Here is a 12,775-nt window from a genome sequence, read left to right on the forward strand (position 1 = left end):
GACACGCCACCGAGGTGCGCCCAGGAGGCTCCCCATGGCTGTCGGACGCCGCGCCGGTCGCGGCGCCAGAGAGCCGGAACCGGGCGCTCCGGTGGCCGTCCCGCTTGCGCGCGGCCCGTTGTCGGTGGGGCGCGCGACACTTGTACCGCAGTACTCGCATCAGCAGGAGGCACACCGACCATGAGCAGCGCCGAGAACCCGACGACCCCCCGTGGCCCCGTCGACTCCTCCCGCATCCCCCGGTACGCGGGCCCGGCGACGTACGCGCGCCTGCCCCGCCTGGACGAGGTCGGCGGGAAGACGGACGTCGCCGTGGTCGGCGTGCCCTTCGACTCGGGCGTCTCCTACCGCCCCGGCGCCCGCTTCGGCGGCAACGCCATCCGTGAGGCCTCCCGCCTCCTGCGCCCCTACAACCCGGCGCAGGACGCCTCGCCCTTCGCGCTCGCCCAGGTCGCGGACGCCGGCGACATCGCCGCGAACCCGTTCAACATCAACGAGGCGGTGGAGACCATCGAGGCCGCCGCCGACGACCTGCTCGGCACCGGCGCCCGCATGATGACCCTCGGCGGCGACCACACCATCGCCCTGCCGCTGCTGCGCTCCGTCGCCAAGAAGCACGGCCCGGTCGCCCTGCTGCACTTCGACGCCCACCTGGACACCTGGGACACCTACTTCGGCGCCGAGTACACGCACGGCACGCCGTTCCGCCGGGCCGTCGAGGAGGGCATCCTCGACACCGAGGCGCTCTCCCACGTCGGCACGCGCGGCCCGCTCTACGGCAAGCAGGACCTCACCGACGACGAGAAGATGGGCTTCGGCATCGTCACCTCGGCGGACGTCTACCGCCGCGGCGCCGACGAGGTCGCCGACCAGCTGCGCCAGCGCATCGGCGACCGCCCGCTGTACATCTCCATCGACATCGACTGCCTCGACCCGGCCCACGCCCCCGGCACCGGCACCCCCGAGGCGGGCGGCATGACCTCCCGCGAGCTGCTCGAGATCCTGCGCGGCCTGTCCTCCTGCAACCTCGTGTCGGCGGACGTCGTGGAGGTCGCCCCGGCCTACGACCACGCGGAGATCACCGCCGTCGCCGCCTCCCACACGGCCTACGAACTCACGACGATCATGAGCAGGCAGATCGCCGCCGCCCGCGCCGACGGCGGGGAGCAGCAGGCGAAGTGACGATGGCCGCGAGGCCGTCGATCACCGGGACACGCCGGGCCGCGCGCGGCCCGGCGGTCCGAGTGCCCGGCCCGACGCCCGCCGGGTCCGCGCCCCGGCGAGAAGGAGAAGACGCCGCATGACCCACGACCACGACCTGGTGCTGCGCCCCACGCCGCGCCAGACGGAGGCCGCGCTGAACCCGCCCGCCGGGCGCACCGGCGGCGACCTGGTCGTCGAGACCCTCGCCGGGCTCGGCGCGACCACCGTCTTCGGGCTGCCGGGCCAGCACGTGCTGGGCGTGTTCGACGCGCTGCGGCGCTCCTGCCTGACGTACGTGGGTCTGCGCGTCGAGAACAACACCGGGTTCGCGGCGGACGCGTACGGCCGCATCACCGGTGAGGTGGCCCCGCTGCTGCTGTCCGCCGGGCCCGGCGCGCTGACCTCGCTCGCCGCGCTCCAGGAGGCGGCGGCGGGCTCCTCGCCGGTCCTCGCGATCGCCGGCCAGGTGCCGGTGGCGGGCCTCGGCGGCGGGCGCCACGGCTATCTGCACGAGCTGCGCGACCAGCAGGCGTCCTTCCGCGACCTCGTGAAGTCCGTCCACACGGTGCGTACGGCCTCCCAGATCCCCTCGGCGATCACCGCGGCCTGGCAGTCCGCGCTGACCGCGCCGCACGGCCCGGTCTGGGTGGAGATCCCGCAGGACGTGCTCCTCGCCGAGACGACGCTGCCGGTCGTCACGGCGATGGACGCGACCCCGGACGAGGTCGTCCCGCGCCCCGAGCTGACGGCCGTCGCCGCCGATCTGCTCGCGCGGGCCGAGCGGCCGGCGATCATCGCGGGCGGCGGTGTCGTACGTGCGGACGCCTCGGGCAAGCTCCTTGCCCTGGCGGAGCTGGTGAACGCCCCCGTGGTCACGACCTTCGGCGGCAAGGGCGCCTTCCCCTGGGAGCACCCGCTCTCCCTCCAGTCGTGGCTGGAGGACCGCCACACCACCGACTTCCTGGAGGACGCGGACGTCCTGCTCGTGGTCGGCTCGGGGCTCGGCGAACTGTCCTCGAATTACCACACGTTCCGGCCGCGCGGCCGGGTCGTCCAGATCGAGGCCGACGCCGGGAAGCTGGAGTCCAACCACCCCGGGCTCGGCATCCACGCGGACGCGCGGCTCGCGCTGTCGGCCCTCCTGGAGACGATCGACGCGCCCCGCGAGGACCCCGGGGCCCCCGAGCGGGTGGCGGCTCTCCTGGGCAGGGTCCGCGAGCGGATCGCGGCCCAGGACCTCACGCTGGAGCAGCGGGTGCTGGCGTCCGTGCGCGAGGCGCTGCCGGACGCGGCGCCGTCCTTCTGGGACATGACGATCCTCGCGTACTGGGCCTGGTCGGCGTTCGACGCCAGGCGCCCCAACACCATGCACTCGGCGCAGGGCGCGGGCGGCCTCGGCTACGGCTTCCCGGCGGCGCTGGGCGCGGCGGTCGCCGACCCGTCCCAGCCGGTCCTCGCTGTCTCCGGCGACGGCGGCGCGATGTACTCGATCGCCGAGCTGGCGACGGCCCGGCAGTACGACCTGCCGGTGACCTGGCTGATCGTCGACGACGGTGGCTACGGCATCCTGCGCGAGTACATGTCCGACGCCTTCGGCGAGGCGACCGCGACGGAGCTGGCCCACCCCGACTTCGTGGCCCTCGCGGAGTCCTTCGGCGTCCCCGGGGTCCGTACCACCCCGGAGACCCTCCACGCCGACCTGTCGAAGGCGCTGGGCCGGCCGGGGCCTTCGGTGGTGGTGCTCCCGGCGGTGCTGAGGATGTTCGCGCCGACGCATCTGGCCTGACCGTCGCCGGGGGCATCCTCAGGCGAGGTGCTTGCCGAAGAACTCGACCAGTTTGGCGACGGCAGGAACCACGTACTCGTCGCGGTCGTACAGATCCACGTGGGTGGCACCCTCGATGAGGAACAGCTCGGCGTTGCCGGGGCTGTCGGCGACGGCCTTCTCGGAGAACCCGCGGGTCACCGCCTCGGTGCCGGCGATCATGAGCAGCGGGCGAGGCGCGATCTTGGCGACGTCGGCGAAGGAATCGAACTGGTCGAGGAGATCCGCGCTGCGCACGACCATGTCCCCGGTGGAGCGCGGGTGCCTGCCGCGGGGCGTCTTGTAGTAGTCGACGAACTCGGCCGTCGGGGCGGGGGTGTCGGCATCGGCCTGCTCCGGCAGCACGGCGAACGTCGCCGCGGGCTCGCCGGCGGCCTCGGCGCTGCGCAGGTTCCCGGAGTTCGCCACCATCTGCTGCCAGCCCTCGGGGTCGGCGTCGCGGAAGAAGCTGGGAACGTCGGTCCCGGAGACGCCTGCCACGGCCTTCATGCGGTGGTCGGTCTGGGCGGCGTAGGGCACGTAGGCGCCCGAGCCGCACACGCCCATCACGCCGATGCGGTCGGGGTCGACCTCGGGGCGGGTGGTGAGGTAGGAGACCGCCGCACGGAAGTCCTCCGCGCGCTGGAAGGGGTCCTCCAGACCGCGGGGCAGGCCCTCGGACTCGCCCTGGAAGGCGGCGTCGAAGGTCAGGACCGCGAATCCTTCCTCGACCAGGCGCGTCGCGTACGCGACCGGCGCCTGCTCCTTGACGCCGGTCGTGGGGTGGCCGACGACGACTGCGGCGAGCGGGCCGTTGACGCCGTCGGGAAGGTAGAGGTGGCCGGCGAGCTGCAGGCCGTTGGTCGGGAAGCGGACGTCAATCTTCATCTTCTGCTCCTGCGGGGGCTGCGTGGGGGGCCGGCGAGGTGCGGGCCCGTGTCCACTGTCCGTCCGACGCGCGGGCGCAGGAAGGTCGCGCTGCTTCCTAGGAACGATCTCTCCCAGGCAGGGCTTTTCCTCGGGTGCCATGCTGGCGGAGTGACTGGTTCCGCACATCTTCGCGAGCTCGGTGAGTTCTTCAGGCAGCGCCGCGGCGAACTCACACCGGCGCGGGTGGGGCTTCCCGAGCGCACGCACAGCCGGCGCCGGGTGCGGGGGCTGCGCCGCGAGGAAGTGGCCGAGCTCGCCGCGATCAGTACCGACTACTACGTACGCATCGAGCAGGGCCGGCTGGCACCGTCACCGCCGGTGCTCGATGCCCTCTCGCGGGAGCTGCGGCTGGACGGCGACCAGAGGGCGTACGTGGAAGGGCTGGTCGACCAGGCCGCGCGGGCCGGACACCGCAGAACGCCGCGTCGGTCCCTTCGCCCCAAAGTGCACCCGCACCTGACCCGGCTGCTCGGCCAGCTCACCGGCACACCCGCCATCGTCTTCGGCCCACGCCTCGACATCCTCGCGTGGAACCCACTGGCGGCACAGCTGCTGTGCGACTTCGCGGCCGTGCCGGAGTCCGAGCGCAACTACGTCCGCATGGTCTTCACCGACCCGGTGATGCGCGAGATCTACCCGGAGTGGGAAGACGTGGCCCGCACATGCGTCGAAGTCCTGCGGATGGAGGCCGGCACGCATCCGACCGACCCCGCCCTCACCGCTCTGGTGGGCGAGCTGGCCGTCGCCGACCAGCAGTTCCGGGTCTGGTGGGCCGAACACCGCGTCGCGCACCAGGACTTCGGCAGCAAACGCATCACCCACTCCCTCGTCGGCGAACTCTCCCTCGACTGGGACACCTTCCGCTACGCCGGTGCGCCGGAACAGCAACTCGTGCTCTGGTCGGCCGAACCCGGCACCTCGGACGCGGAACGACTGGCCGATCTGGCCCGCAGAGTGTGACGGGACGACCGTCACACTCAGCCGGTGAACTGTCCGGCCTTGACGGCGGAGACGAACGTGGACCAGCCGGTCGGGGAGATGAGCAGGGCGGGTCCCTGGGGGGCCTTGGAGTCGCGGACCGGTATTCCGGTGGGGTAGCCGTCCAATACCTCGACGCAGCTTCCTCCTTCGCTCCCGCTGTACGACGACTTGCGCCAGCCGTTCGGCGCGGCAGCGTCGGGGGTGATGTGGCTAGTCACGATGCTCGTCGTCCTTCGCTGTTGCCTGCAACAGGGCGAGTGATTCCTTCAGCGGCAGCGCGTCGCTCAGGGCGTGACCGTAACGAGATTGCAGTTGGTGGACCATGGCGGGGGCGTCGTGCACCCTGCCCATGCACACCCCCTCGCTGTACGCCACGGGCGGTTGGTCCTCGAACCACATCAGCGTCAGCATGCTCTCCAGCAGGGGATGAAAACCCAGGGCCAGCGGCAACACATGCTCCTTGGGCGGGGTCCGCCGCCCCGCCTCGATGTGCGCGATGTGCGACCGCGTCATGATCGCCGCGTCCGCCAGTTCCTGCTGGGTGAGGCCGGCCGCTTCCCGCTGGGCCTTCAGCCACTCCGGCACCGGCCACGTGTCCCGTGTCGCCGACAACATCGAGGCCGTCCGGCTCGGCATGGCCGACGAGCTTCTCCGGCACGCCGTCGATCTGACCGGCGACCCGAAGGCCACGGCACCGCAGCTCCGTTTCCTCGCGGCCCGCATGGTCGAGTCCCTGCGGGACGTGATCCGGGTCGCCCGCAGCCGCGGGGCCCGGCTCCCCGCAGGCGCGTACGACGACGGCCCCGAGGAAGGGGAGGGGGAGGGAGAGGAAAACTGCCCGTCGGGCTGACCGTCTTGGCTGATCAGCGGGATTTTTCGTACAACCATCCCGGGTGCCGGCGAGTCATGTGGGTGAGCGTGGCCGAGTGCCCGCTTGTACGGGCCCACGGGGGGTTCTGTACGGACCCAAGGGGGAAAGACTCCATGACTCACCCGGTACCCGGGATGTCCCGGCGCGCCCGCACGCTCGCGGCGGGCCTCACCGCCGGGGTGCTCGCGCCGCTCGCCGTGTCCGCGACCGCCACGCCCGCCGTCGCCGCGCCCGCGCCGACGGTCAGCTGCACCTCCGCGCAGGCCGGCCTCGCCGCCAAGCTCACCAAGGACATCACCGCAGCCCTGAAGGACCGCAAGGGCACCATCGCGGTCGGCCTTCGCGACCGCACCACGAACACCACCTGCACCCTGCGCGCGGGCACCTCCTTCGACTCGGCGAGCGTCGTCAAGGCGACCGTCCTCGCGACGCTCCTGTGGGACGCGAAGAAGACCGAGCGAAAGCTCACGGAGCGTGAGTCGGACCTCGCGTACGCCATGATCACCAGCTCGGACAACGCGGCCACCAGCACCCTCTGGCGCCAACTCGGCACGGGAAAGATCAACGCTTTCCTGAAGGCCGCCAAGATGACGAACACCGTGCCGGGCTCCGGCGGCTACTGGGGCCTGACCCGGATCAACGCGGCCGACGAGCAGAAGCTCCTCGCGCTGATCACCGCCAAGAACGACGTCCTGAGCGACAACGCGCGCGCCTACATGCTCAAGCTGATGGGCAAGGTCATCTCCTCGCAGCGCTGGGGCACCCCGGCGGGCGCGCCCGCCGGCGTCGAGATCCACGTCAAGAACGGCTGGCTCCAGCGTTCGACGCACGGCTGGCGGGTGCACAGCATCGGCGCCTTCAAGGGCGGCGGCCACGACTACACGATCTCCGTGCTCACCCACGGCAACAGCAGCATGAACTACGGGGTCGCCACCATCCAGGGCGTGGCCAAGGCCATCCACAAGGACCTGGCGCCCCGCGCCTCGGCGGCCGGCCGCTACACCCCCACGGACACCCCGCGCGAGGCGTTCGTGGCGGTGCCCGGCAGCTGAGTCCCGGCGCCCCTCGGGGGCGCGGTTCGTTGCGGCGGGATGAAATCCGCGTCCCGCCGCGTTGGGCCTCTCGGCAGGTCAGGTCGACGGGAGGCAACTGGTGGCGGACGAACGGGGCGGGTCCGGGCGGCAGGAGTCCGGCTGGGCCAAGCGGCTCACCGGATACGCGTGGCGGTACCCGAAGGACGTCGTGCTCGCGCTCGGCTCCTCGCTCGCCGGCATGGCCGTGATGGCCCTCGTGCCGCTGATCACCAAGGTGATCATCGACGACGTCATCGGGGAGGACGGGCAGGGCGGCGGCCGGTCCATGGGCCCCTGGGCGGGTGCGCTGATCGGCGCGGCCGTCCTCGTCTACGTCTTCACCTACATCCGCCGCTACTACGGCGGCCGGCTCGCCCTGGACGTCCAGCACGACCTGCGCACCGAGATGTACGGGACGATCACCCGGCTCGACGGGCGGCGCCAGGACGAGCTGTCCACCGGCCAGGTCGTCGGCCGCGCCACCAGCGACCTCCAGCTCATCCAGGGCCTGCTCTTCATGCTGCCGATGACCATCGGCAACATCCTGCTCTTCGTGATCTCCCTGGTGATCATGGCGTGGCTCTCCCTGCCGCTGACCCTCGTCGCGCTCGCCGTCGCCCCCGCCCTGTGGTTCATCGCCCGCCGCTCCCGCTCCCGGCTGCACCCCGCGACCTGGTACGCGCAGGCCCAGGCCGCCGCCGTCGCCGGTGTGGTGGACGGCGCCGTCAGCGGCGTACGCGTGGTGAAGGGCTTCGGGCAGGAGGACCAGGAGACCGGCAAGCTCCGCGAGGTCGGGCGCAAGCTGTTCGCCGGGCGGATGCGGACCATCCGCCTCAACTCCCGCTACACCCCCGCCCTCCAGGCCGTCCCCATGCTGGGGCAGGTCGCCATGCTGGCCCTCGGCGGCTGGCTGGCCGTGCGCGGCGAGATCACCCTGGGCACGTTCGTCGCCTTCTCCACCTACCTCGCGCAGCTCGTCGGTCCGGTGCGGATGCTCGCCATGGTCCTCACCGTCGGACAGCAGGCCCGCGCCGGTGTCGAACGTGTGCTCGAATTGATCGACACCGAGCCGAGCATGAGCGACGGCACCAAGGAACTGCCCGCCGACGCCCCCGCCACCGTCGAGTTCGACGACGTCGCCTTCGCCTACGAGGACGACCGCCCCGTCCTGGACGGACTGTCCTTCCAGATCGCCCCCGGCGAGACCCTCGCCGTCGTCGGCTCCTCCGGCAGCGGCAAGTCGACCGTCTCGCTGCTGCTGCCCCGCTTCTACGACGTGACGCACGGCGCCGTCCTGATCGGCGGGCACGACGTGCGCGAGCTGACGCTCGACTCCCTGCGCTCCGCCATCGGCCTCGTGCCCGAGGACTCCTTCCTCTTCTCCGACACGGTCCGCGCGAACATCGCGTACGGCCATCCCGAGGCCGGCCAGGAGCAGATCGAGGCCGCCGCGCGCGCCGCCCAGGCCCACGGGTTCATATCCGAGCTGCCCGACGGCTACGACACCACCGTCGGCGAGCACGGCCTCACCCTCTCCGGCGGCCAGCGCCAGCGCATCGCGCTCGCCCGCGCCATCCTCACCGACCCCCGCCTGCTCGTCCTGGACGACGCGACCTCGGCGGTGGACGCGCGCGTGGAGCACGAGATCCACGAGGCGCTGCGGGCCGTCATGGCGGGCCGCACGACGCTGCTCATCGCCCACCGCCGCTCCACCCTGAACCTCGCCGACCGCATCGCGGTCCTGGACGGCGGCCGCCTCGCCGACGTCGGTACCCACGAGGAGCTGGAGGAGCGCTCGCCCCTCTACCGGCGCCTGCTCACCGACCCCGACGAGCTGGGCGGCGTCTCGCCCGGCCACGCGCTCCCCGCCGACCTGCCCGAGGACACCTCCGTACGCGCCGAGCTGGACGCCGAGTTCGACGCGGAGCGCGGCATCACGCCCGCCCTGTGGACCGGCGACCGCGAGCCCAAGGACACCGCGCTGTCCGGGATGCCGTCCACGCCCGAGCTGCTCGCCCAGGTCGACGCGCTGCCCCCGGCCGACGACCGGCCCGGCATCGACGAGGCGCGGGCCGTCACCCCCGAGGAGTCGTACAACCTGCGCAGGCTGCTCGCCGGGTTCGGGCTGCCGCTGCTGGTGAGCCTGCTGCTCGTCGCCGTCGACGCGGGCATGGGCCTGCTGCTGCCCGTCCTGATCCGGCACGGCATCGACGAGGGCGTCAACCAGCTCGCGCTCGGCGCCGTCTGGGCGGCCTCGGGGCTGGCCCTCGCCGCCGTCGCCGTGCAGTGGGTGGCGCAGACCGGCGAGCTGCGGATGACGGGCCGCACCGGCGAGCGGGTCCTGTACTCGCTGCGGCTGAAGATCTTCGCGCAGCTCCAGCGGCTCGGGCTCGACTACTACGAGCGGGAGCTGACCGGGCGGATCATGACCCGGATGACCACGGACGTGGACGCCCTGTCCTCGTTCCTCCAGACGGGCCTGGTCACCGCCTTCGTCTCCGTCGTCACCTTCTTCGGCATCATGGCCGCCCTGCTCGTCATCGACGTACAGCTCGCCCTGGTCGTCTTCGCGACGCTGCCGCTGCTGGTCGTCGGCACGTACTTCTTCCGCAAGTCCAGCGTGAAGGCCTACGAACTGGCCCGCGAGCGCGTCTCCGCCGTCAACGCCGACCTCCAGGAGTCCGTCGCCGGGCTGCGCATCGTGCAGGCCTTCGGGCGCGAGCGCTCGGGCGCCGAGCGGTTCGCCCGCAACAGCGACAGCTACCGCCAGGCCCGCATCCGCGGCCAGTGGCTGATCTCCGTGTACTTCCCGTTCGTGCAGTTCCTCTCCTCCGTCGCCGTCGTCGCCGTGCTGATCGTGGGCGCGGGCCGGGTCCAGGCGGGCACCCTGACCACCGGCGCGCTGGTCGCCTACCTGCTCTACATCGACCTGTTCTTCGCGCCCGTGCAGCAGCTCTCCCAGGTCTTCGACGGCTACCAGCAGGCCACCGTCTCGCTCGGCCGCATCCAGGAGCTGCTCCAGGAGCCGACCTCGACCAAGGCCGCCGACGAGCCGCTGGACGTCCTCTCGCTGCGCGGCGAGATCGCCTTCGAGGACGTGCGGTTCGCCTACAACGGCGAGGAGGCGGCCCTCACCGACGTGCGGCTGCGGATACCCGCCGGGCAGACCGTCGCCTTCGTCGGCGAGACCGGCGCGGGCAAGTCGACGCTCGTGAAGCTCGTCGCCCGCTTCTACGACCCGACGAGCGGCCGGGTGACGGTGGACGGCACCGACCTGCGCTCCCTGGACCTCACCGCCTACCGCCACCGCCTCGGCGTCGTCCCGCAGGAGGCCTACCTCTTCGCGGGCACGGTCAGGGACGCCATCGCCTACGGCCGCCCCGACGCCACCGACGCCCAGGTCGAGGCCGCCGCCCGCGCGGTCGGCGCGCACGACATGATCGCCACCCTCGACGGCGGCTACCTCCACGAGGTCACCGAGCGGGGCCGCAACCTCTCCGCCGGGCAGCGCCAGCTGATCGCGCTGGCCCGCGCCGAGCTGGTCGACCCCGACATCCTGCTCCTCGACGAGGCCACCGCCGCCCTCGACCTCGCCACGGAGGCACAGGTCAACCAGGCCACCGACCGCATCGCGGGCAAGCGCACCACGCTGGTGGTCGCCCACCGCCTCACCACGGCCGCCCGCGCGGACCGCGTCGTCGTGATGGACCACGGGCGCGTCGCCGAGGACGGCACGCACGAGGAGCTGCTGGCCCGGGAGGGGCGGTACGCGCGGCTGTGGCGGACCTTCGTGGGGGAGCCGGTGGAGACCGCCTGAGCCCGCCCGAGCCCGCCGAGCCCGAGGGGGATCGCCCGCACCGGCCCGGGGTACGAAAGCGCCCGGAACGCAAAAGCCGGGGACCGCACGCAACCGTGCGGGCGGTGAGCCGCGTCCGTACACCAGTACGCTGATGGCACAGAGGCGGGAGAGACAGGCGTGAGCAGGGGTGGCGGCCGTGGTCGCATACGACAGCGGCTGATGCTCGGTGCCGCCGGACTCGTCGCCGCTCTGCTGCTCGCCCTCGCGGGCCCCGGCGCGGGCATCGCCCACGCCGCCGCCGGACCGTGCGCCGGGCACAAGGTCCGCACCCTGTCCTTCGGCACCGGCCGGGTCGACGTCTTCAAGACCCGCGGCTTCGTCTGCGCGATCACGACCGCCAAGCGCCCCGGCGCCCGCAAGGCCATGTCCGTCAGCGTCCAGGCGCGCGGCAGCCGCGCCGCGCGGGACAAGGGGCGCTACACCCGCCGCGCCGGCCCGGTCGTGGTGCACGCCGGCCACCGCTGCGTGCGCGTGTCGGGGAAGGTCGGCGGGCACGGGGTCAGCACGGGCTGGATCCTCTGCTGACACCCGCGGGCGTCTCGTAACACCCTCTGGTGCGGACCCAGTTGCTCCGTTAGGTTCCGGAGCACTGTTGTTCGGCAGGGGAGGGTGCATGCGCAAGGCGCTCAGATGGCTGTTGGCGCTCGTGGTGCTCATGGGCGCGGTGGGCACGGCCGGGGCGACGGCCGGGACGGCCGCCGCCGCGGGGACGGAGAAAAGGACCGGCAGCACCGACATCAAGGACAGGCTGCTCGCCATTCCCGGCATGAGCCTCGTCGAGGAGAAGCCCTATCCCGGCTACCGCTTCTTCGTCCTCGCCTACACGCAGCCGGTGGACCACCGGCACCCCGCCAAGGGCACCTTCAAGCAGCGCCTGACGGTGCTGCACAAGGACACCGACCGCCCCACGGTCTTCTACACCAGCGGCTACAGCGTCTCCACGAACCCCAGCCGACGAGAGCCCACGCAGATCGTCGACGGCAACCAGATCTCCATGGAGTACCGCTTCTTCACCCCCTCCCGCCCCGACCCCGCCGACTGGACCAAGCTCGACATCTGGCAGGCCGCCACCGACCAGCACCGCCTCTACCGCGCGCTCAAGGCGGTCTACGGTGAGAAGTGGCTGGCCACCGGCGTCTCCAAGGGCGGCATGACCGCCACGTACTACGAGCGCTTCTACCCGCGCGACATGGCCGGCGTCGTCTCCTACGTGGCGCCCAACGACGTCGTGGACAAGGAGGACTCGGCGTACGACGAGTTCCTCGCCTCCGTCGGCACCAAGGAGTGCCGCGAGCGCGTCCAGGCCGTGCAGCGCGAGGCGCTGGTGCGCAGGGAGCCCCTGTCGAAGATGCTCGCCGCGTACGCCGCGGACCAAGGCGAGACCTTCCGGACCGTCGGCACGCTCGACAAGGCCTTCGAGGCCGTCGTGATGGACCTCGTGTGGGGCTTTTGGCAGTACCAGCCCGCCGGCACCGCCTGCGCCGAGGTCCCCGACGCGGCCACCATGAGCGACCAGGCCCTCTTCGACTTCGTGGACTCGGTGGGCGGCTGGTCGTCCTACACCGACCAGGGCCTCGCGCCCTACACGCCGTACTACTACCAGGCGGGCACCGAACTGGGCGCGCCCACCATCCGCCAGCCCTGGCTCGGCACCCTGAGCCGCTACGGATACCAGCCGCCCCGCAACTTCGTGCCGCGCGAGATCCCCATGAAATTCAGGCCGCACGTCATGCGGGACATCGACACCTGGGTACGCCACCACGCCCACCGGATGATGTACGTGTACGGCGAGTACGACCCGTACGGTGCCGAGAAGTTCCGCCCCGCGCGGGGCGCCGGGCACGACTCGTACGTCTTCACGGCGCCCCGCGCCAACCACGGGGCGACCGTCTCGCAGCTCGTCCCGGACGAGAAGGCGAAGGCCACGGAGCGCATCCAGCGCTGGGCCGGGGTCCCGTCGGCGTCGGGCAGGCCGCTGGCCGCGTACGACGCGAAGCTGGACCGGCGCGGCGTGCGGGGGGAGCAGACGCTGAGGCCGTGACGGCGGCTCCTCG

11 protein-coding genes are annotated in these 12,775 nt (G+C 72.2%); 8 read left to right on the plus strand and 3 right to left on the minus strand.

Translation table 11 applies throughout. The features are described 5' to 3' along the window. Nucleotides 1-180 precede the first annotated feature (180 nt). Nucleotides 181-1,182, plus strand: coding sequence for an agmatinase (gene speB / locus ACZ5GP_RS19080; RefSeq protein ID WP_358585284.1), 1,002 nt, complete (start codon nt 181-183; stop codon nt 1,180-1,182). Between the two features lie 118 nt (nt 1,183-1,300). Then, nucleotides 1,301-2,989 (plus strand): thiamine pyrophosphate-binding protein, encoded by a 1,689-nt coding sequence (locus ACZ5GP_RS19085; protein ID WP_468751953.1) that lies wholly within the window; start codon nt 1,301-1,303, stop codon nt 2,987-2,989. Nucleotides 2,990-3,007: 18 nt separating this feature from the next. On the opposite strand, the gene ACZ5GP_RS19090 is transcribed toward ACZ5GP_RS19085, so the two are convergent. Next, a complete protein-coding gene (locus ACZ5GP_RS19090) occupies nt 3,008-3,895 on the minus strand; it encodes an alpha/beta hydrolase (protein WP_468751954.1) in 888 nt (295 codons plus the stop codon). Nucleotides 3,896-4,045: 150 nt separating this feature from the next. Here ACZ5GP_RS19090 and ACZ5GP_RS19095 point away from each other — a divergent pair, with 150 nt between their 5' ends. Further along, entirely contained in the window at nt 4,046-4,897 is an 852-nt protein-coding gene (locus ACZ5GP_RS19095; protein WP_468751955.1) for an MmyB family transcriptional regulator, read from the plus strand. Between the two features lie 17 nt (nt 4,898-4,914). Here the strand turns inward: ACZ5GP_RS19095 and ACZ5GP_RS19100 are convergent, their stop codons facing one another. Beyond that, a complete protein-coding gene (locus tag ACZ5GP_RS19100) occupies nt 4,915-5,136 on the minus strand; it encodes a DUF397 domain-containing protein (RefSeq protein ID WP_468751956.1) in 222 nt (73 codons plus the stop codon). After that, nucleotides 5,129-5,533: a Scr1 family TA system antitoxin-like transcriptional regulator gene (locus tag ACZ5GP_RS19105; RefSeq protein WP_468752157.1), complete on the minus strand. Its 405-nt coding sequence runs from the start codon at nt 5,531-5,533 to the stop codon at nt 5,129-5,131. The genes ACZ5GP_RS19100 and ACZ5GP_RS19105 overlap by 8 nt, the downstream gene beginning before the upstream one ends. Here ACZ5GP_RS19105 and ACZ5GP_RS19110 point away from each other — a divergent pair. The 5 genes from ACZ5GP_RS19110 to ACZ5GP_RS19130 all read left to right on the plus strand — a co-directional run bounded on the left by ACZ5GP_RS19110 (nt 5,511) and on the right by ACZ5GP_RS19130 (nt 12,762). Further along, on the plus strand, nt 5,511-5,768 hold the full coding sequence (locus ACZ5GP_RS19110; protein ID WP_468752167.1) for a hypothetical protein: 258 nt from the start codon (nt 5,511-5,513) through the stop codon (nt 5,766-5,768). The genes ACZ5GP_RS19105 and ACZ5GP_RS19110 overlap by 23 nt on opposite strands. Before the next feature lie 134 nt (nt 5,769-5,902). Beyond that, nucleotides 5,903-6,841, plus strand: coding sequence for a serine hydrolase (locus tag ACZ5GP_RS19115; protein WP_468751957.1), 939 nt, complete (start codon nt 5,903-5,905; stop codon nt 6,839-6,841). A 100-nt stretch (nt 6,842-6,941) separates the two neighbouring features. Beyond that, complete coding sequence (locus tag ACZ5GP_RS19120; RefSeq protein ID WP_468751958.1) at nt 6,942-10,679, plus strand: ABC transporter ATP-binding protein; 3,738 nt, start codon at nt 6,942-6,944, stop codon at nt 10,677-10,679. A 201-nt stretch (nt 10,680-10,880) separates the two neighbouring features. After that, nucleotides 10,881-11,246, plus strand: coding sequence for a hypothetical protein (locus ACZ5GP_RS19125; protein WP_468752158.1), 366 nt, complete (start codon nt 10,881-10,883; stop codon nt 11,244-11,246). A gap of 88 nt (nt 11,247-11,334) precedes the next feature. After that, entirely contained in the window at nt 11,335-12,762 is a 1,428-nt protein-coding gene (locus ACZ5GP_RS19130) for an aminopeptidase (RefSeq protein ID WP_468751959.1), read from the plus strand. Nucleotides 12,763-12,775: the final 13 nt, after the last annotated feature.

The sequence above is a fragment of the Streptomyces sp. NPDC031466 genome (assembly GCF_055581265.1).

Coding starts and splice junctions, on each gene's coding strand:
- ACZ5GP_RS19130 (WP_468751959.1), top strand. CDS start 11,335: ATGCGCAAGGCGCTCAGATGGCTGTTGGCGCTCGTGGTGCTCATGGGC.
- ACZ5GP_RS19115 (WP_468751957.1), top strand. CDS start 5,903: ATGACTCACCCGGTACCCGGGATGTCCCGGCGCGCCCGCACGCTCGCG.
- ACZ5GP_RS19105 (WP_468752157.1), bottom strand. CDS start 5,533: ATGTTGTCGGCGACACGGGACACGTGGCCGGTGCCGGAGTGGCTGAAG.
- ACZ5GP_RS19085 (WP_468751953.1), top strand. CDS start 1,301: ATGACCCACGACCACGACCTGGTGCTGCGCCCCACGCCGCGCCAGACG.
- ACZ5GP_RS19125 (WP_468752158.1), top strand. CDS start 10,881: ATGCTCGGTGCCGCCGGACTCGTCGCCGCTCTGCTGCTCGCCCTCGCG.
- speB (WP_358585284.1), top strand. CDS start 181: ATGAGCAGCGCCGAGAACCCGACGACCCCCCGTGGCCCCGTCGACTCC.
- ACZ5GP_RS19090 (WP_468751954.1), bottom strand. CDS start 3,895: ATGAAGATTGACGTCCGCTTCCCGACCAACGGCCTGCAGCTCGCCGGC.